The 18,804-nt window shown below is 69.7% G+C and carries 17 protein-coding genes; 7 read left to right on the top strand and 10 right to left on the bottom strand.

Translation table 11 applies throughout. From position 1 onward, the window contains the following. Both ABZ260_RS07845 and ABZ260_RS07840 read right to left on the bottom strand, forming a co-directional pair. Positions 1-305, bottom strand: a 305-nt coding sequence (locus tag ABZ260_RS07845) for a glycosyltransferase (protein ID WP_355614087.1), incomplete at its 3' end; no start/stop codon positions are given. Between the two features lie 454 nt (positions 306-759). After that, on the bottom strand, positions 760-1,911 hold the full coding sequence (locus tag ABZ260_RS07840) for an acetyl-CoA C-acetyltransferase (RefSeq protein WP_355614085.1): 1,152 nt from the start codon (positions 1,909-1,911) through the stop codon (positions 760-762). 124 nt (positions 1,912-2,035) lie between these two features. Between ABZ260_RS07840 and ABZ260_RS07835 the strand changes: the two genes are divergently transcribed. Both ABZ260_RS07835 and ABZ260_RS07830 read left to right on the top strand, forming a co-directional pair. After that, positions 2,036-2,725, top strand: coding sequence for a TetR family transcriptional regulator (locus tag ABZ260_RS07835; RefSeq protein WP_355614083.1), 690 nt, complete (start codon positions 2,036-2,038; stop codon positions 2,723-2,725). An 87-nt stretch (positions 2,726-2,812) separates the two neighbouring features. Next, positions 2,813-3,505 (top strand): DNA alkylation repair protein, encoded by a 693-nt coding sequence (locus ABZ260_RS07830; protein WP_350952271.1) that lies wholly within the window; start codon positions 2,813-2,815, stop codon positions 3,503-3,505. A 143-nt stretch (positions 3,506-3,648) separates the two neighbouring features. Here ABZ260_RS07830 and ABZ260_RS07825 read toward each other — a convergent pair whose 3' ends face one another. From ABZ260_RS07825 to ABZ260_RS07800, 6 genes are all read right to left on the bottom strand, one after another. Then, complete coding sequence (locus tag ABZ260_RS07825) at positions 3,649-4,521, bottom strand: chitosanase (RefSeq protein ID WP_355614081.1); 873 nt, start codon at positions 4,519-4,521, stop codon at positions 3,649-3,651. Between the two features lie 183 nt (positions 4,522-4,704). Further along, positions 4,705-5,616, bottom strand: a complete 912-nt coding sequence (locus tag ABZ260_RS07820; protein ID WP_051751340.1) for a carbohydrate ABC transporter permease — start codon at positions 5,614-5,616, stop codon at positions 4,705-4,707. After that, positions 5,616-6,518 carry a sugar ABC transporter permease gene (locus tag ABZ260_RS07815; protein WP_350912864.1) on the bottom strand — a complete coding sequence of 301 codons (903 nt, stop codon included), beginning with the start codon at positions 6,516-6,518 and terminating at the stop codon, positions 5,616-5,618. Before ABZ260_RS07815 ends, ABZ260_RS07820 begins: the two co-directional genes overlap by 1 nt. A 124-nt stretch (positions 6,519-6,642) precedes the next feature. After that, complete coding sequence (gene ngcE, locus ABZ260_RS07810; protein WP_355614079.1) at positions 6,643-8,052, bottom strand: N-acetylglucosamine/diacetylchitobiose ABC transporter substrate-binding protein; 1,410 nt, start codon at positions 8,050-8,052, stop codon at positions 6,643-6,645. A 39-nt stretch (positions 8,053-8,091) separates the two neighbouring features. Continuing rightward, positions 8,092-8,856, bottom strand: coding sequence for an SIS domain-containing protein (locus tag ABZ260_RS07805; protein WP_355554874.1), 765 nt, complete (start codon positions 8,854-8,856; stop codon positions 8,092-8,094). Positions 8,857-8,858: 2 nt separating this feature from the next. Then, complete coding sequence (locus tag ABZ260_RS07800; protein ID WP_343980466.1) at positions 8,859-9,743, bottom strand: MurR/RpiR family transcriptional regulator; 885 nt, start codon at positions 9,741-9,743, stop codon at positions 8,859-8,861. A 189-nt stretch (positions 9,744-9,932) separates the two neighbouring features. Here ABZ260_RS07800 and ABZ260_RS07795 point away from each other — a divergent pair, with 189 nt between their 5' ends. Then, positions 9,933-10,301 carry a hypothetical protein gene (locus ABZ260_RS07795; protein ID WP_355614077.1) on the top strand — a complete coding sequence of 123 codons (369 nt, stop codon included), beginning with the start codon at positions 9,933-9,935 and terminating at the stop codon, positions 10,299-10,301. An 88-nt stretch (positions 10,302-10,389) separates the two neighbouring features. On the opposite strand, the gene ABZ260_RS07790 is transcribed toward ABZ260_RS07795, so the two are convergent. Further along, positions 10,390-11,472 carry an acetyl-CoA acetyltransferase gene (locus ABZ260_RS07790; protein WP_350952265.1) on the bottom strand — a complete coding sequence of 361 codons (1,083 nt, stop codon included), beginning with the start codon at positions 11,470-11,472 and terminating at the stop codon, positions 10,390-10,392. A gap of 445 nt (positions 11,473-11,917) precedes the next feature. Between ABZ260_RS07790 and glnII the strand changes: the two genes are divergently transcribed. The 4 genes from glnII (at position 11,918) to ABZ260_RS07770 (ending at position 17,428) form a co-directional block, all read left to right on the top strand. Next, positions 11,918-12,931: a glutamine synthetase gene (gene glnII, locus ABZ260_RS07785; RefSeq protein ID WP_355614075.1), complete on the top strand. Its 1,014-nt coding sequence runs from the start codon at positions 11,918-11,920 to the stop codon at positions 12,929-12,931. Between the two features lie 400 nt (positions 12,932-13,331). Beyond that, positions 13,332-14,237 carry a helix-turn-helix domain-containing protein gene (locus ABZ260_RS07780; protein WP_355614073.1) on the top strand — a complete coding sequence of 302 codons (906 nt, stop codon included), beginning with the start codon at positions 13,332-13,334 and terminating at the stop codon, positions 14,235-14,237. Positions 14,238-14,307: 70 nt separating this feature from the next. After that, entirely contained in the window at positions 14,308-15,972 is a 1,665-nt protein-coding gene (locus tag ABZ260_RS07775; RefSeq protein ID WP_355614071.1) for an FAD-dependent oxidoreductase, read from the top strand. 34 nt (positions 15,973-16,006) lie between these two features. Then, positions 16,007-17,428, top strand: a complete 1,422-nt coding sequence (locus ABZ260_RS07770) for an ATP-binding protein (protein WP_355614069.1) — start codon at positions 16,007-16,009, stop codon at positions 17,426-17,428. A 59-nt stretch (positions 17,429-17,487) separates the two neighbouring features. Here ABZ260_RS07770 and ABZ260_RS07765 read toward each other — a convergent pair whose 3' ends face one another. Continuing rightward, a complete protein-coding gene (locus ABZ260_RS07765) occupies positions 17,488-18,747 on the bottom strand; it encodes an alpha/beta fold hydrolase (protein ID WP_355614067.1) in 1,260 nt (419 codons plus the stop codon). Positions 18,748-18,804: the final 57 nt, after the last annotated feature.

Raw genomic sequence — 18,804 nt, 5'->3', positions numbered from 1 at the left:
GTCGTCGGACGAGGTGGACTACTTCGCTCCTCGGCCGTCGCGGTGACCGCGTCGAACTGGCCGGCGATCAACTCGGCCGCGCGCCGGGGCAGGTCCGCCGCCGACGGTGCCATAGTCGTCAGCGCGCGCGCCGACCGGCCGACCGGCACCAGCGGCACGTCGACACCGGCCAACCGCTGCGCGAAGTCCTCGTCCGGCGGCGCGCACACCCGCACCTCCACGCCGAGTTCCCGCAACCGCACCGCGAGTCCCACCAGCGGTTCGACGTCCCCGCGTGACCCATACGTCGACAACAACACTCGCATTTCGTGTCCCCCGTTTTCGCAGGTTCCGGCCTCGGCCGACGATTCTGCGACACGACCCGGGTCTTGTGGCAAGCCCCCCGGTGCGCTATACGTTGAGAGTGGAAAGGAGTGGGTACTCCCCTTTCCCCTCATCGTCCGCTGTGGACGGACGACCTCCTCGCGAAGCGGCGGCGCGCCGCGTACGCCGGTACCGTCGGCTCAGGAGGATCTCCCATGGGCCTACGGACGCAGCCGCGGAACGAGAAGTTCCTCACCTTCTTTACGCAACCAGGCCGAGGCCGAGATGGGTGTCCATGTCGATCACCGCAGCTCTGCGGCACCTGATCGGCTGCCTCCACCACTGCCTTGAAGCGCGCCGAACCTACGACGAGTCCGTCGCCTTTCCACAACGTGCTCGGATGTCTGGGGACACGTTCGGGAGCGGATCCCGGTGGGACGGCCTCGCCGGAGGCGGTCAGAGCCGTTCGATGATCGTCACGTTGGCCTGGCCGCCGCCCTCGCACATCGTCTGCAGCCCGTACCGGCCGCCGGTCCGCTCCAGTTCGTGCAGGAGCGAGGTCATCAGCCGGGCGCCGGTCGCGCCGAGCGGGTGGCCGAGGGCGATGGCACCTCCGTTGGGGTTGACCCGGCCGGGGTCGGCGCCGGTCTCCTTCAGCCAGGCCAGCACGACGGGGGCGAACGCCTCGTTGATCTCGACGGCGTCGATGTCGCCGATCGTCATACCCGCCCTGCGCAGGGCGTACGCGGTGGCGGGGATCGGCGCGGAGAGCATCATGACGGGGTCGTCGCCGCGGGCGGAGATGTGGTGGATCCGGGCGCGCGGGGTCAGTCCGTGGGCCTTGACCGCCCGCTCGGAGGCGACGAGAAGCGCGGCCGCGCCGTCGGAGATCTGCGAGGAGAGCGCGGCGGTGAGCCTGCCCCCCTCGACCAGGGTCCTGAGTCCGGCCATCCGCTCCAGGCTGGTGTCACGGCGCGGGCCCTCGTCGGTGGAGACGCCCTCGTAGGGGACGATCTCGGCGGCGAAGCGGCCCTCGTCGATCGCGCTGAGCGCCCGCCGGTGGGACTGGTACGCGAACTCCTCCATCTCAAGTCGCGATATATCCCATTTTTCGGCGATCATTTCGGCGCCCCGGAACTGGGACACCTCCTGTCCGCCGTACCGGGCCTGCCAGCCCTTGGAGCCCGCGAACGGGCTGTCGAAGCCGAGCGCCTGCCCGGCGGTCATGGCATAGCCGATCGGGACCCGGCTCATGTTCTGCACGCCACCGGCGACGATCAGGTCGGCGGTGCCCGACAGTACCGCCTGGGCGGCGAAGTGGAGTGCCTGCTGGGAGGAGCCGCACTGGCGGTCGACGGTGACGCCGGGCACCCCCTCGGGCAGCCCGGCGGCCAACCAGCAGGTACGGGCGATGTCGCCGGCCTGCGGGCCGACGGTGTCGACGCACCCGAACACGACGTCGTCCACGGCCTCGGGATCCACTCCGGTGCGCCCGACAAGCTCGCGGATGGCGTGGGCGCCCAGGTCGGCGGGGTGCGCGTCGGCGAGACCGCCGTTCCTGCGGCCCACCGGGGTACGGACCGCGCCGACGATGTATGCCTCGGTCATTGTCTGAATCCCTTCGGTCTTCACCTGGTGACAAGCGTAGCAAGCGCTTGGTTAAAAACAGAAGCCACGATGAGCTGGCGCGTTTCGGTGAACAAGCGATTGCGCAAGGGTTCATAATGGGAATGTGAACACGCGAAAGAACTCCGGCGGCGCGACCACGACCCCGGTCAAGCGCCAGGGTGGGGCCAAGCGCACGGCCGCATCCGGCCCGGCGTCAGAGCGCCGCGATCATCTCGTCAAACTCGCCGCCGAGCTCTTCGCCCGCAAGGGCTTCCAGGCGACCACCGTCCGGGAGATCGCCGAAGAGGCCGGCATCCTCTCCGGAAGCCTCTACCACCACTTCGACTCCAAGGAGACGATCGTCGACGAGGTGCTGACCACCTTCCTCGACGACCTCGTCGGCCGCTACCGCGCCGCCCTGGAACAGGACGGTGACTCCCGCACGATCCTCTCAGAGATGGTGCGCATCGGGTTCAGCACTCTGGAGCCCCACCGCGCGGCGATCACCGTCATGCAGAACGACTGGAACTACCTGCGCTCACTCCCCGGTGACCGATTCGACTACCTGGTCAAGGCCGAGGACGAGGTCGAGCGGATGTGGGTCGGGCAGATCAAGCTCGGCCAGGCCGCCGGCCTGTTCCGCGCCGACGTCGATCCCAAGCTCACCTACCGCATGATCCGCGACACCATCTGGGTGGCGGTGCGCTGGTTCCGTCCGGGAGGGCGCCTCAACACCGCGGGTCTCGCCGAGCACTACATCACCGTCCTGTTCGACGGCCTGGCGACCGGCGAGCGGAGCAGCCAGCAGGCTTGACACCCGTGAGCGGAACCCCGCGCGGAGAGCGACGCGGCCTGTGAGAATCAAGCCGTCCGCGAAGCGAACGGGAAGTGGTGGGCGAGCGTGGAGATACTGCAGAAGGCCGTGCGCATGGCACTCACCGAGGTGGCCGACCCCGCCAAGGCCCCGGTCATGCGGGCCTACATGAAGTCGGAGATGCCCTTCCTCGGGGTGCAGGCCGCACCGCGCCGCGCGGCGTTGAAGCGGGTGTTCACCGAGTACTACGTGGAGACGGCGCCCGCGTGGCGGGAGGCGACGCTGGCCCTGTGGCACGGGGCCGAGTACCGCGAGGAGCGCTACGCGGCGATCGAGCTGACCGGCTTCCGCCTCTACCGGGGCTTCCAGACGCTCGACGCGCTGCCGATGTACGAGGAGATGATCGTCACCGGAGCCTGGTGGGACTACGTCGACGACCTCGCCGTCCACCGCGTCGGCGGCCTGCTCGCGGCCTTCCCCGACACCATGCGCCCCCTCATGCTGCGCTGGGCCCGCGGCACCGACCTGTGGAAGCGCCGGACGGCCATCCTCTCCCAGAACCGCTTCAAGGCCGCCACCGACACCGGCCTGCTGTACGCCTGCATCGAGCCGAGCCTGTCGGACAACGACTTCTTCGCCCGCAAGGCGATCGGCTGGGCCCTGCGCGAGTACGCCAAGACCAACCCCGACGAGGTCGTCCGCTACGTCGACCACACCGGCATCAGCGGCCTGAGCCGCCGCGAGGCCCTGAAGAACCTCCCGGCGCGGCGTTCCGGGTGATCGCGCTCCGCATCTCCCTCCAGGACCTCCGCTGTCGCGGATAGCCGACGATGTCTCTCGGTATTCGAGAGCGTCAACGACGCCGACCGGGAATGTCGAGGCGGAGTGCCCCGGCGGGGCGGGGCCGCCGGGGCCTGGCGAGGTCAGCTGATCTTGAAGGAGTCGCCGTAGACCTTCCAGGACAGCGGGGTGTTGAGGTCGAGGTTGCCCTTGTTGAGGAAGACCCGCTGGGCGGTGTCGACGCGGCTGGTGTCCTCGTGAGCCTCCTCGGCCTTCATGGCGACCTTGCGGGCGTCAAGGAAGGCGTGCAGGTACTTCGTCTCGTCGCCGCCCTGCGCGGGGGGCTTCGCCTTCTTCAGGGCGTTCTTGCGGATCGCGCTGAAGCTCTGCGAGCCGGCGCCGTCGCCGTGCATGACGATGGCGTCGTAGTAGGCGAACTGGCCGAGGGCGCGCAGGCCGTCCTTCTTCGCCTGGCTGACCGCGGGGTTGAAGTAGACCCGGTCACGCTCGTCGTGCTGGGCCTGCTGGAAGGCCGTGTCCTTGGCGGCGGTCTTCCAGTCCTTGGTGTAGTTCGGGTCGAGGCCCTTGTGGGAGGCGGTGCCGTCGACCTTGCGCAGGGCGGGGAGATACCTGGCGAGCACGTTCCCCGGCTTGCGCCGGGTGTAGAGCTCGACAAGGTCGAGCATGTCGCCGGTTCCGGAGCAGAAGCCGATGATCCCTGCGGTGTAACCGCGGCCGTCGCCGATGTCCTCGATGTACTTGTACTGCGCCTTCCAGTCCAGCGAGGAGTTCTCGGCGCTGGACACCAGTTGCATGGCGATGTCCTTCTTGCGCGGGTCGTTGAGGTCGACCGCCGCGGAGTCGGCGACCAGCCCGGCGGGCGCGGCGGTGGGCGAGAGCGTGGCCGCGTGCCCGACGCCGGCGGGGGCGATCAGGGCCGGGACCGCGATCGCGGCCGAGGCCAGCAGGAGGCGCGGGGTGCGGCGGCCGAGGCGGGAGTTCGATGAGACGGACACGTGTCTCTCCAAGGGGATGGTGGAGGAACGATCTCTCCGATGACGGGACGCGGGCGGGGAGTATCTCGCTCGTTAGGAAACTTTCCTAACGAACCTAACCGCCAACAAGCCCCGCCAGTCAACCCGTTCGCACGAATCGAACCTCAAGGCGGCCTGATGAAAGCCTCAAAAGGCTCAAGCGGCCTACTTGAGCGCGCCCGCGGTGAGGCCCTTCTGGATCTGGCTCTGGAAGAGCGTGTAGACGATCATCATCGGCAGGATGGCCATGCTCAGCGCGGCGAACAGGGCCGACCAGTCGGCGTCGTAGCCGGCCGCCGTGGAGATGTCGGCGATGCCCTGGGTGAGCACCCATTTGTCCCTGTCCGAGGTGAGCAGCACCAGGGGCAGCTGGTACTGGTTCCACTGGCCGAGCACGTTGAAGATGGTCACGCTGATGATGCCCGGCTTGGCCATCGGGAGCATGATCCGGAAGAAGACCCGGGCGTGCGAGGCCCCGTCCACGAAGGCCGCCTCGGCCACCGCGCCCGGCAGCGTCCTGAAGAACGCGGCGAGGAAGAAGACCGTGAAGGGCAGCGAGTAGGCGATGTAGACCAGCACCAGCCCGCCGTGCGTGTTCAGGCCGATGAACCGGCCGATCACCGGAACCGTCCCCATGTTCTGCACGACGAAGAACAGCGGGGTCAGCGCCAGGTAGACCGGGAAGGCCAGGCCGGAGACGAACAGCAGATAGATCGCCCGGTTGCCGCGGAAGCGGTAGCGAGCCAGCACGTACGCGGCCATCGAGCCGAACAGCATCGTGCCGAAGGTGCCGAAGGCCACCACCACGATGCTGTTGATCATGTACTGGCCGATGTGCGCCTGCTCCCAGGCACGAGCCCAGTTGTCGAAGCGGAGGGAGGCCGGCAGCGACCAGGCGTCGCCGAAGATCTCATCCTCGCTCTTCACCGAGGCGAGGAAGGTCCACACGATCGGCACGACGACCAGGACCGTCCAGACCAGCAGTGCGACGTGCGTCAGGGCCGACAGGGGGCCGAGCCGCCTCCTGCGCTCCTCGCGGGCCCAGGCCCGGCTCCGGGGAATCACGGCGTCCGCCACTAGAACTCGATCCGTTCACGTCGCGACAGGCGCAGGGCCAGTGTCGCGAACCCGATGGTGAAGAAGAACAGCACCACGCCCATCGCGGAGGCGTAGCCGAACTTGAAGTACTGGAAGGCGGTGCGGTAGATCTCCGCCGCCATCACGGTCGTGGAGTGGTCGGGCCCGCCGTGTTCCGCCGTCATCACCCACACGATGGCGAAGACGTCCAGCGCGGCGATGCCGAGGTAGACCCAGCCGACCTGGATCGTGTCCCAGAGCAGCGGCAGCGTGACCCGCAGGAACAGCTGTACCCTTCCCGCGCCGTCGATCGCCGCCGCCTCGAACAGGTCGCGGGGGATGGAGGAGATGCCGGCGGAGAAGAGCACGACGTAGAAGCCGACGGCCTGCCAGACCAGCACGGCGAGAATCGACCAGAACGCGACCCTGGTGTCCGACAGGAAGCCGATCGGCTCGAACCCCAGGGCGATGAGCGGCGCGTTGAGCATCCCGCTGCGGTCGGGCCTGAAGACCTGCTGGAACAGTACGGCGACCACGGCGACGGCCAGCACCTGGGGGAAGAAGAACACCACCCGGTAGAACTTCGACCCCCAGATGCCCCCGGTGCCGCCCCGCCCGCCCGCGTTGAGCAGGAAGGCGAAGAAGAGCGCGATCCCCAGGGTCAGGATCGGCATCAGGACCAGCAGGATGAGGTTGTGACTGACGGCCTTCCAGAACACGTTGTCGGCCAGGAGTCGCTGGAAGTTCTCCAGGCCCACCAGCCGCGGGCTCGCGTTCACCCCGCGCCAGTCGGTGAACGCGATGTAGAAGGCCTGCGCGTAGGGCGCGATCACGTAGATCACGTAGAGGGCCACCGGGATCACCAGGAATCCCGCGACGAACCGTGTCCTGCCGTGGTTCATGAGCGACTCGCCGTTCGGTGATCGGCCCGTCGCCGGGCGGGCCGGTGAACCGTGGACCTCAACGCGATCTCCTGCCTAGGGGTGGTCGGCACTGGCGTCCCCAGTTACCGAACGGGGGCGGACGTCAACGGTTGAACTTCTTCACCGAGGTGTCCTTCTTGATCGCGTCGGACTTCCGCTGCGCGCGGTCCGCCCACGCGTCGACGGTCAGCTTGCCGGCCATGAGCTGCCCGGTCGCGGCGGCCACCTCGTCGTGCAGCTCGACGTACCACTTGCGGAACAGGAACCAGACGGCGTTGTCGCCGGCCGTGTTCAGCGCGGCCGAGGCGCTCTTGAGACCGGGCTTGAGCGTCTTGCCCTCCCCCGCGCCCTTGACGACGGTGAGCGTGGAGACCAGCTCCATGAACTTGCCCGCGCCCTCCTTGGAGAGCATGGCGCGCATGTACTCCAGACCCGCGTTGGGGTTGGCCGACTTCGCCGAGACGACGTACTCCTCGCCGGGCCGGGCGTGCAGGGTGCCGTAAGGCAGGGCGTCCGAGGAGCCGAAGTCGGGCAGCGTGAACATCGCGTAGCCGAAGTCGGCCGGGGTGGAGTCCTTCTGCTCGTTCTCCAGCCAGGATCCGCAGGGCAACATGGCGACCTGGCCCTTGTTGTGCGCCGTCTGGGTCTGCACGTGGTCGAGCCCCGCGGTGCCCTGGAGCAGGTACTTCGACCCGACCTCGGCGAAGGCCGCCGCGGCCTGCTTGACCGGCTCGGCCTTCCAGGCGCCGTCCTCGAGGTTGTCGATGTTCTTCAGCACGTCCTTGCCGCCGATCTTCGCGGCGAGCGTGAGGATGGTCTCGTAGATGTAGAAGGGGTGCTTGCCGGCGTAGGTGAAGGGCGCGATCTTGCCCGCCTTCTTGATGGTCTCGCACAGGGCCAGGAAGTCGGCCCAGGTCTTGGGGATCTGCCAGCCCTCGGCCTCGAAGAGCTTCTGCGAGTACCAGATGCCCCAGACGGTGGTGGCGTAGTTGAGGACGTAGGGCTTGCCGTCGTAGCTGCCCAGCTCGATCGCGTTCGGGTCGATCGTGTCGCGCACCTTGACCGCGGGGTCGTCCCAGCTGGGCGCGTCGTACAGCGGCGTGAGGTCGGCGAGCTGACCGTCCTGGACCAGGGCGCCGAAGTCCATCGCGTTGGCGCCGGAGTTGTTGATGAACTCCGGCGGGTTCCCGCCGGCGAAGCGCGGCTGGAGGGTCTTGGCGATCTCCTTGGTCGCGTTGTGCTTGATCTCCAGTTTGGGGTGCCTGGCCTGAAGCAGCTTCTCGTGAACGTCCTTGGCGTAGGTGTCGCCGAAACCGCCGTCGAAGATCCAGATCTCCAGGGGCCTGTCCTCGGCGAAGCCGAGCGGGTTGGCCGCGCTGGTGACCCCGGCGGCGGGTGCCGAGGACGCGGCGCCGCCGTTGCCCGCGGGGGTGGCGCACGCGGACAGGGCGGGCAGGGCGAGGCCGGCCAGGGCCGCGCTGCGCAGGAGCTCGCGCCTGGATAGCTGGGTCATGCTTCCTCCTGGGGGTGGCCTGGAAGTGACAGGCAGTGGTCAGGCACCTCGCCGGATCCTTCCGGCGTAGCGGTTCTCGAGAACACGGTTGTGCTCGTCTCCGCCGGTCACATTGGCGGAGCGGTAGATCGGCGGAGTGTGGCCCGCCTCGATCAGCGTGCGCACCACCTCGGCCACGACCATCTGGGCCAGCAGCGCCGAGGTGATCGTGGAGACCGCCCCGAACGTGCCGCCGTCCGGGAGCGGGAGTACCGCGTCGCCGTACGGGGCGCGGTTGTCGAGCACCACGTCGGCGAGGTCGAGCAGCTTGCGGCCCGAGGGGTGGCGTGAGGTCATCGCGGTGCTGTGCCGCACGGAGGTCAGGGCGATCAGGCCGTGCCCCTGCTCCTTGACGATCGAGGCCAGCTCGACCACCGAGCCGTTCACCCCGGAGCTGGAGATCAGCACGAACACGTCCTGCGGCCGGACGGGCGCCAGGTCGTAGATCCGCCGGGCGACCGACGGATCGCGCTCCAGCTCGCCGGGGGCTCCGAGGAGGGTGCCGACCGGGGCGTCCCCGTACAGGACGACGTCACGCAGGGCCAGACGGTTGCTGGGCACCAGGCCGCCCGCGCGCCCGGCGATCTCCATGGCGATCGCCTCGGAGTGCCCGGAGCCGAAGGCCTGGATCACGCCGCCGTCGAGCAGGGAGGTCACCGTCAACGCGGCCGCGTCCCGTACCGCGGCCTCCTGGGTCCGGGAGACCTCGTCCACCAGGGCCTTCACCTCATGGACGTACTCGACGGCCCCGATATTGATGTCCACACTCAGTTCCTCTCCACGCGGTGGCTCTCAAGGGCCCGGATCGTCAGCTCGAACGCCTCGTTGGTCTGCTCGTAGGTGCGCTGCGCGACCGCGACGTAGACGGTGTCGAGGACGAAGAGCTGGGAGTGGACCGCGGCCAGGCCACCCAGCCGGAAGGTGGTCTCGCGGCTGGCGGTGGTCAGTACCAGCTCCGACAACTCCGCCAGCGGGGAACGGGCGAAGGAGGTGACCGCGACGGTCAGCGCGCCCCGGTCTCCGGCCTCGCCGAGTGACTCCAGCACCTCGCGGGTGCGGCCCTGGTGGGAGATGCCGATGGCGACGTCGCCCTCGCCGAGCAGCGCCGCGTCGGCGAGCGCCTCGTGCGCGTCGGCGTGGCTCCAGCAGGGGACCCGGATGCGGCGCAACCGCCCGCCCATCATCCCGGCCACCGCCCCGCTGGTGGAGACCCCGAAGATGAGGACGCGGCGGGCCGCGACGATGGCCTCGGCGACCTTGGCGACGGTGCCCGCGTCGAGTTGGGCCGCGGTCTCCTGGATGAGCCGCGAGTCGGCGGCGGCCATCACGCCGATCGCCGCGTCGAGCGGGTCGGTGGGGCCGATCTCGTGGCCCACCCCCATGTCCCAGTTGGCCTGCGCCGCGCGGCCGGTCTCGGTGGCCAGCGCGACCCGTAGCCCGGCGTATCCCGCGAAACCGAACACCCTGCAGAAACGGGTGACCGTGGCGGGCGAGCTGCCGCTCCGCTCGGCCAGCGTGATGATCGTGGATCGCGCAGCCTCCGCGGGGTCGGCCAGGATCGCCTCACCCACCCGGCGCAGCGCCTCCGGCAGCGCGGGCGTCTCGGTCTGGATGCGTCCGAGCGCACCTGCGGCCACAAGCATTCCTTTCATCAAAAATCATCTGGGTGAAAATTATTCTCAACTCGGGGCCGCGTCAAGACCATCGGGGGCATGGTGGAGGGTGTGACGCCGGTGGCTCCGGAGTCCGCGGGAAAAGTTCCGACAACCTACGCCGCCCGTCGGGCGTCGTTCATGACAGAGGTTCCAGAAAAGGAGCCGCCCGACGGAGGCGAACCCACGATGACTCGACGTCCGGCCGACACGCCGCCCCAGGTTTCCAGTGCGCACGTCCACGACGAGCTGGCCGCCCGGCGCGCCCGGCGCGCCCGGGACCAGAGACTGCGCAACGACCCGCACCTCCGGCTGCTCGAACGCGAGCACGGAGTCCGCCTCACGGTCGAGGAGCTCCGGGCCGTGGACCGGCAGGCCCAGGAGACGGGAGCGCCACGCCACGAGGAGCCGACGCTGGACGAGGAGACGCGCTCCCTGCAGCTGCTCGTCTGGCGCCGCCTGGGCCCGAGGGGGTTCCAGGGGTTCATGCGGGATCTGGAGGAGATGGAGGCCGAGCTCGCCGGCTCTCGGGAGGACGACTGGGACGAGTCCAGCTGAGCCCGTCCGGCCCCGCGCCCGCCGCGCCCCGCCGAGTGACCGACCCGGCGTGGCCGGTACTCGCCCACCCCCCGCGCGCGTCGCGGCCTCAGCCGGGGCGGACCAGCAGGGCCGCGCTGCCGTAGCTGCCGCCGAATCCGGTCACCAGCGCGGTCTCGCGACCCGCTCTGAGTTCCCTTACGGCCTGGGCCACGTTGTTCAGCCCGTGCACGTACCCCTCCGACAGCAGGCCGCCGTGCGGATTGACCCCGGCGTGGCGGCGGGCGAGGAGGAACTCGCCCAGCTCGGCCCGGCCGGCCAGGCCGAAGTCCTCCAGCTGCCTGGGCACCAGCCAGGAGTAGGCGTCGTAGAGCAGGGCGACGTCCACGTCCCGGGGCCGCATGCCCGACGTCTCCCACAGGGGAGCCGCGACATGGGCGGAGAAGACCGCGGTGACGTCGGGCGAACGGTCCATGGACGAGCAGCCCGGCCCCCCTCCCCTGACCACGGCGTGGATCCGGGGAGCCTCCGGGGCGAGCCGCGCGTCGCGGATCACCAGCGCGCAGGCGCCGTCCGTCTCCTGGCAGCAGTCGACGGTCCGCAGCGGCGCGCAGACGTACGGCCTGGCCAGGTACTCCTCCAGCGAGAGCGGATCGCGCCGCAGGGCGCGCGGGTTGGCCGCGGCGTTGTCGCGTGACTGGGCGACGACCGCGTGCAGATGCTCCTCTCCCAGACCGGTCTCGTGCAGGTAGCGCTGTGCCGCCAGGGCGAACATCGGGATCGGTCCCGCCATCCCGTACGGGACCGTGAAGCGCTCCTGCGGACCGGTGGAGACGGTGTTCATGCGCCTGCCCGAGCGGCCGTTCAGCGCCCGGTAGACCAGCACGCTGCCCGCGACGCCGCAGGCGATGAGCATCGCCGCGTCGCCGAGGATGGACGCCGTCTGGGTACCGCCGCCGGAGATGTCGTTGTGCCAGCCCAGCCTTTCGATGCCCAGTGCCCTCGCGACACCGACCACGGGGGCCGAGTCGTTCATGTGGTAGCTGAGGACCGCGTCGACCTGCCCGGCCTCCAGGCCGGCGTCGGCCAGCGCGGCGCGGGACGCCTCGACGGCGAGTTCCAGCTCGGTCCTGCCCGAGGCCCGCGTCAGGGCCGTCATCCCGAGGCCCGCGACGGCCGCCCTACCTCGCATCCGGCTCCTGACAGATCGGGTCGCCCGCCGAGACGGGGCGCGATCCGTCCCGGCGGACGACGTCCGTGGACCGCCGGGACGTCGTGGACGCGGGCGGATCTCGGCCATCGCCCGTCACGGTAACGCGGCCATCTCTCTTAGGCAAGCGCTTGCTCGGTTAAGTGGGCGGCGGATCGGCCGGGGGCTCCGGACCGGCCGCCCTCGACCTCCGCCCACCGCTCCGCGGCACGCCGCTTCCTCCGCGATGGGCGTCTACATCGCGCCAATCGTCCGGTAAAAGGGCAGCTCACAGGGGCAGAGAATGGGATGTGCGGTTTTCGGGGCGGCCGCTGCCTGCCCGGATGAGGCTGGGTAACACCCTGTTCACATACGGGCAACAGTTGCGAAATCGCGACTTGCGAATCTTTGGTGGCAGCAGACACCTCCACCCTCAAGGACTCCGCCGATGACCTTCAAGGCCGAATACATCTGGATCGACGGTACCGAGCCGACCGCCAAGCTCCGCTCAAAGACCAAGGTCATGGCGGACGGTGCCGAACTCCCGATCTGGGGCTTCGACGGGTCCAGCACCAACCAGGCCGACGGTTCCTCCTCCGACCGCGTGCTCAAGCCGGTGTTCACCTGCCCGGACCCGATCCGCGGCGGCAGCAACGTGCTGGTGCTGTGCGAGGTGCTCAACCCCGACATGACCCCGCACGCCAGCAACGCCCGTGCGGCCCTCGTCGAGGTCGCGGAGAAGTACGCCGACCAGGAGTCGTGGTTCGGCATCGAGCAGGAGTACACCTTCTTCAAGGAGGGCCGTCCGCTCGGCTTCCCGCTCGGCGGCTTCCCCGCCCCGCAGGGGGGTTACTACTGCGGCGTCGGCGCCGACGAGGTCTTCGGCCGCGAGATCGTCGAGAAGCACCTCGACTACTGCATCGAGGCGGGCCTGGCCATCTCCGGCATCAACGCCGAGGTCATGCCCGGGCAGTGGGAGTTCCAGATCGGCCCGGCCGGCCCCCTGGAGGTCTCCGACCACATGTGGATCGCCCGCTGGCTGCTCTACCGCACCGCCGAGGACTTCAACATCGCCGCCACCCTGGACGCCAAGCCGGTGAAGGGTGACTGGAACGGCGCGGGCGCGCACACCAACTTCTCCACCAAGGCGATGCGCGAGGGCTACGACCCGATCATCACCGCCTGTGAGGCCCTCGCGGCGAACGCCCTGGAGCACGTCAAGTACTACGGCGCCGGCATCGAGGACCGTCTCACCGGCCTCCACGAGACCGCCCCCTGGAACGAGTTCAGCTACGGCGTCTCCGACCGCGGCGCCTCGGTCCGCATCCCGTGGCAGGTCGAGGTGGAGAAGAAGGGCTACATCGAGGACCGGCGTCCGAACGCCAACGTCGACCCCTACCTGGTGACCCGCCTCATCGTGAACACCTGCTGCTCCGCTCTGGAGAAGGCCGAACAGGTCTGATCCCGACCGAAGAACGCGAAGGCCGCGAACGTCCTGCCGGGGGCGTCCGCGGCCTTCCGCTTTCCCGGTGGCGACCGCACAGCAGCCGATGCCGGCCGGACCGAAATAGCGCAGCCCAAATAAAAGTAAAATGTCGGTATACCGCCCGTCGGGCCGTTCCGCGCCCCGCCCCGGCGGGAGCGGCTTCTCGCCCCGCCCGGCCGAGATGGGCGGGCGCCAAGCCCGTGACCGTTTCGAACACAGGAACCACAAACGGGCAGGCGATTCAGCTGTCGGGTAAACCCGGCAGGCCCCCTCTCGCCAAACGACGGTCTCCAACCCGGGTGCGTGACGAAAATCCCACGAAACAGCTGCTTTAGGACAGCGCTAAAGGGGTAGCTTGCGCCGTACCATAACTGCGATGCAGGACGTAGTGGAGCAATTACAGCGTTTGGGGATGTCGGGCTACGAGGCCAAGGCATACGTCACCCTGGTCGGTGCCGGCCAGCCCCTCAACGGCTACGAGGTCGCCAAGCGCTCAGGCGTGCCACGCAGCATGGTCTACGCGACCCTGGGCAAGCTGGTGGCCAAGAGCGCGGCCTACGAGTTGCGTGGCGCCGACGACGCCGTCGACTACCTGCCGCTGCCACCGCGCTCCCTGCTGGAACGCATGCGCCGGGAGTTCGACGACTCGATCGAGTCGCTGGAGGTCTCGCTGCCCGTGATCGTGGCGTCCCCCAGGGCACACCTGATCCACAGCCTCAAGGACGCGGAGGCACTGCTCGCGCGGGCCGAGGACGTGGTGGCCGAGGCGCACACCGACCTGTTCCTGTCGATCTGGCCCGCGGAGATGGAGCGGCTCTCCCCACTGGTCGGGCGGGCCGTCGAGCGCGGGGTCGAGACCTCGGTGCTGCACTTCGGACCGGCGCGGAAGCCGGTCGGGAACCTCTACGAGCACCGCTTCCCCACTCCGTGCGCGGCCACGGAGGCCCAAGAGGGGCAGGGCCTGGACCATCGGCTGCTGGTCGTCGTGGGCGACCGGCGGGAGGCCCTGGTCGGCGGCTTCGCCGGCGGCACCGCGTGGGGCGTCTACACCGAGGACCCGGCCGTCGTCGCGATGGCCGTCCAGTACGTCAGGCAGGACATCGCCCTGCAGATCATCGCCGACCGGATCGGCCACGAGAGCATGGGCGAGCTCTGTGCCCGTGACCCCGAGCTCAGACGCTTCCTCACCGACCACGGTTGCGCGACCGCCCTGCTGCGCGCCGCCGGGATACCCGGCCACGGTCCGGCCCCCGCGACCGCGCCCGATGGGCGATTGCTTTAACACGAATGTGGCATCCTTCGGAGAGATTGTCCCCATCTCGAGGGTCTCTATCTGTGGGGGAAGACAGCGCATGGATAAACCGGTCATCATGACGGTCGACGACGATCCAGGTGTATCACGCTCCGTCGCGCGCGACCTGCGGCGCCGCTATGGCCATTCCTACCGGATCGTCCGGGCCGACACCGCTGTCCAGGGCATCGAGAGCGTCCGCGAACTTCGGCTCCGCGGCGACGACGTCGCGGCGATTCTCGCCGACTACCGAATGCCCCAGATGAACGGCGTGGAGTTCCTGGAACAGGCCATGGACCTGTATCCGTACGCCCGCCGCGTACTGCTGACCGCCTACGCCGACACCGAGGCCGCGATCCAGGCGATCAACGTGGTCGACCTCGACCACTACCTGCTCAAACCATGGGACCCGCCGGAGGAGAAGTTCTACCCGGTGCTGGACGCCCAGCTCGACGCCTGGCAGCGCACCGACCGGCGCGAGTCCGACGAGCTGCGGGTGGTGGGCGCGCGCTGGTCGGCTCCCTCGTACGAGGTCAGGGACTTCCTGTCGCGCAACCAGGTGCCCTACCGCTGGATGCTGGACGACTCCCCCGAGGGCGCCGAGCTGCTCACGGCGGCCGGGGAGAAGCGCGGTACGGGTCCGGCCAGGGTGCCGCTGGTCGTCACCGGCGACGGTGCGAAACTCACCGCGCCGAGCCTGTCCGAGCTGGCCCAGGCCGTCGGGCTGTCCACCGCCCCGGCCACCGACTTCTACGACCTGATCGTGATCGGGGGCGGCCCCGGCGGGCTGGGCGCCGCGGTCTACGGCGCCTCCGAGGGACTGCGCACGGTGATGGTCGAGCAGCACGCCTCGGGCGGGCAGGCGGGCCAGAGCTCCAGGATCGAGAACTACCTGGGCTTTCCCGACGGCGTCTCCGGCGCGCAACTCGCCGACCGGGCCAGGCGCCAGGCCTTGAAATTCGGCGCCGAGCTGCTCACCGCCCGCACGGTCACCAGCCTTGAGGTCAAGGGCCAGGCCCGGGTGGTCGGCTTCGCCGACGGCGGCACGATCGCGGCGCACACCGTCATCCTGGCCACCGGCGTCTCCTACCGGCGGCTGAACGCCCCCGGCCTCGACGAGTTCATCGGCTCCGGCTGCTACTACGGCGCGGCCCTGACCGAGGCGCCCGAGTGCAGCAACCGTGAGGTCTACATCGTCGGCGCCGCCAACTCGGCGGGTCAGGGCGCGGTCTACCTCTCCGGGTACGCCAGCAAGGTCTACCTGGTCGTCAGGGGTGACGGGCTGGAGCGGACCATGTCGCACTACCTGATCGAGCAGATCTCGCAGATCCCGAACATCGAGGTGCTCACCGAGACCGAGGTGGTCGGCGCCGAGGGCGAGGGGCACCTGGAGCGGATCACGCTGAAGGGCCCGGACGGCGAGCGCACGGTCGGGGCCGAGTGGCTGTTCGTCTTCATCGGCGCCGAGCCGTTCACCGACTGGCTCGGCGAGACCGTCGAACGCGACGCCAGGGGCTTCGTCCTGACCGGTCCCGACCTGACCGCCGACGAGAACAGGCCGCGCAACTGGCCGCTCCGGCGGGATCCGTACCACCTGGAGACGAACGTTCCCGGGGTGTTCGCCGCCGGCGACGTCCGGGCCGACTCGATCAAGCGGGTCGCCTCCGCGGTCGGCGAGGGCGCGATGGCCGTGGCCCTCGTCCACCGCTACCTGGAGAAGACATGACCAGGTCCCTCTCCGTGCTCGGCAAGGAGGTCACATGATCGACACGGACGTGCTCCGCGGGCTGTTCCTCTTCGAGCGGCTCGACGAGGACAAGCTTCGCTGGCTCGCCGAACACGGGACCGAGGAGGAGTACGAGGCGGGCGAGCCGATCATCAAGCAGGGTGATCCGGCCGACTGCTTCGCCGTGCTCATCGACGGCGAGGTGGTGATGATCACCGAGACCCCCGCCGGACCGGTCACGATGACCCCGACCTCGCAGCCCGGCGTCTACGGCGGCGCGGTCCTGGCCTACCTGGGCGACCGTGCCCCGGCCACCTACGCCCACTCGCTGCGCGCCACCAAGCCGACCCGCATGTTCATGCTCCCGGCCAGGAAGTACGGCATGATCATGGCCGAGTGGTTCCCGATGGCGGTGCACCTGCTCGACGGGGCCCGCCTGGGCGGGATGGCACAGCGGGAGCTCATCGACCGGCGGCAGCGGCTGACCGCGCTCGGCACGATCACCGCCGGGCTCACCCACGAGCTCAACAACCCGGCCGCGGCGGCGGTACGGGCCGTGGACGACCTGCGGGTGAAGGTACGGAGCTCGCGCAGGCGGCTGGCCGCGCTGGCGGAGGAGGGCATCGAGCCCGAGCGGCTGCGCGAGCTGGTCGACCTGCAGGAGGCGTGCGCCGACAGCGCCTCGAAGGCGCCGCCCCGCTCGCCGCTGGAGACCTCCGACGCCGAGGACGAGCTGTCCGATGCCCTGGAGGAGGCCGGGGTCTCAGACGCCTGGGAGATCGCGCCGGCGCTGGTGGCGGCCGGGTTCGAGGTCGGCAAGCTCGACGCCGTCCGCGAGGCGATCGGCGACCGGCACCTGGACGCGGCGATGCACTGGCTGTCGGAGGCCACCGAGATCTCCCAGATGCTGAACGAGGTGACGGACGCGACCGAGCGGATCTCCTCGCTGATCGCCTCCGCCAAGCAGTACTCCCAGATGGACCGGGCGCCGTACCAGACGGTGGACGTGCGGGAGCTGCTCGACAGCACCCTCACCATGTTCCGCGGCAAGATCCCGCCGGGGATCACCGTCGCCACCGACTACGACCCCGGGCTGCCGCCCATCCCCGCCTACGCGGGAGAACTCAACCAGGTGTGGACCAACCTGATCCACAACGCGCTGGACGCGATGGCCGGCAGCGGCGTCCTGACCGTCCGCACCCGCCTCGAACACGACACGATCGCGCTGATCGAGATCTGCGACACCGGCCCCGGCGTCCCCGAGGCCCTGCGCGAGCGGATCTTCGAGCCGTTCTTCACCACGAAGTCGGTGGGCGAGGGCACCGGGCTCGGCCTGGACATCTCCTTCCGCATCGTCGCCGGCCGCCACGGCGGCGACCTGCGCGTGGAGTCGAAGCCCGGCGACACCCGCTTCCAGGTACGCCTCCCCGTCACCGAGGCGTCCAGCCCGGCCTGACCCCGTGCCGTCCGGAGCGGGCGCTTTGGACGGCACGGGCTCAGGAGCCCCCGAGACGTTCAGGAGCCGTGGACGCCGCCCGCGATGTCCATCAGGCGGGCGAGGACCTTGCCGCCGGAGACCCGGACGCCGTCGTGCTCCCACTCGTTGGTCACCCAGGTCCGCACGTTGCCCACCGCGCGCGCGGTGCGCATGGACAGGCCCTCGTCGACGTACATGTCGTCGTAGTAGACGGCGGCGACCACCGGGACCCGGTTGGCGGCCAGCCGGGCCGGGTCGTAGAGGGCCGGCCAGCCGGAGACGGTGGCGAGGATCTCGGCGGCGCCCCTGAAGGGGCGGAGCGCGGCGATCTCGTCGAACATCCAGGGGTAGATCATCTCCCCGGTGGGGAGCGTCGGTCCCGCGTCCTCGCGGAACTCCTCGGGCAGCAACCGGTGCGCGGCCCAGTCCGTGGCGGCGCCCTGGGCGTAGATCGACTCGTGCAGGACCGCGTAGAGCGGGTTGCCGACGAAACCGGTGGCCATCATGACCTCGTACCGGAAGAGGTCGGAGAGCCTGTCACCGGTCCAGGCCTCCTCCAGCAACCAGTGCAGGTATTCGGCGCCGTCGCTCATCCCCAGGCACATGCCGAGGGTCTGCAGGCGGCGTACGGTCAGCACGTCACCGTCGGGGAGCGAGACCTCGTGCAGGCGCAGGTGGGCGGCTATCGCGTCCAGGCGGCCCGAGTCCTGCGGGTAACGGGCGAAGTGGCGGCGCACCTTGTCCAGGACCCGCGGGTAGGTGCGGGAGTAGACGTCGTCGGCGGTGGCGTCGAGCCCGGCCAGGCCACCGGTCACATAGCAGGTCGCCAGGCCCTCGGGAGCCAGCGAGAGGTAGGTCAGCGTGATGAAGCCGCCGTAGCTCTGGCCGAGGGTCTCCCACGGCCGGTCACCGGCGAGCTCGCGCCGGATCAGCTCGGCGTCGGCCACGATCGAGTCGGCCCGGAAGTGCCCGAGGCGGGCGGCGAGCTCGGCGTCCGTGCCGCGCACCGTCTTCGCGGTGACGGGAGTGCTGCGACCGGTCCCCCGCTGGTCGAGCAGGAGGACGCGATGGGTTTGCAGCGCCTGCCCCAGCCATCCCTCCGCGGCGGTCGGGCGCGGCGACTTGCCGCCGGGACCCCCCTGCAGGAAGAGCAGCCACGGCAGGTCCTCCCGCTGCCTGGCCGGGTCGACCGCCTCCCGGGCGAAGACCTCGATCGTCTCGCCGCCGGGGTCGGCGTGGTCGAGGGGAACGGTGAACACGTGGTCGGTGAGCGCCACACCGGGCAGAAGGACAGTCACCCCGGAAAACTACCCGACCCCACGACCGCCATTTCCTGACGGGCGCGGCACTTCCCC

Source organism: Streptosporangium sp. NPDC006013 (assembly GCF_040614275.1).
Taxonomy (GTDB): Bacteria; Actinomycetota; Actinomycetes; order Streptosporangiales; family Streptosporangiaceae; genus Streptosporangium.
The sequence above is the reverse complement of the archived record's forward strand: the minus strand, read 5'-3'. Positions and strand labels throughout refer to the sequence as shown.

Excerpts from the sequence above, each read along its gene's own strand:
- ABZ260_RS07815 (WP_350912864.1), bottom strand. The coding sequence starts at position 6,518 with ATGAACCACGGCAGGACACGGTTCGTCGCGGGATTCCTGGTGATCCCG.
- ABZ260_RS07840 (WP_355614085.1), bottom strand. The coding sequence starts at position 1,911 with ATGACCGAGGCATACATCGTCGGCGCGGTCCGTACCCCGGTGGGCCGC.
- ABZ260_RS07790 (WP_350952265.1), bottom strand. The coding sequence starts at position 11,472 with ATGCGAGGTAGGGCGGCCGTCGCGGGCCTCGGGATGACGGCCCTGACG.
- glnII (WP_355614075.1), top strand. The coding sequence starts at position 11,918 with ATGACCTTCAAGGCCGAATACATCTGGATCGACGGTACCGAGCCGACC.
- ABZ260_RS07775 (WP_355614071.1), top strand. The coding sequence starts at position 14,308 with ATGGATAAACCGGTCATCATGACGGTCGACGACGATCCAGGTGTATCA.
- ABZ260_RS07800 (WP_343980466.1), bottom strand. The coding sequence starts at position 9,743 with ATGAAAGGAATGCTTGTGGCCGCAGGTGCGCTCGGACGCATCCAGACC.
- ABZ260_RS07770 (WP_355614069.1), top strand. The coding sequence starts at position 16,007 with ATGATCGACACGGACGTGCTCCGCGGGCTGTTCCTCTTCGAGCGGCTC.
- ABZ260_RS07780 (WP_355614073.1), top strand. The coding sequence starts at position 13,332 with ATGCAGGACGTAGTGGAGCAATTACAGCGTTTGGGGATGTCGGGCTAC.
- ABZ260_RS07795 (WP_355614077.1), top strand. The coding sequence starts at position 9,933 with ATGACTCGACGTCCGGCCGACACGCCGCCCCAGGTTTCCAGTGCGCAC.
- ngcE (WP_355614079.1), bottom strand. The coding sequence starts at position 8,052 with ATGACCCAGCTATCCAGGCGCGAGCTCCTGCGCAGCGCGGCCCTGGCC.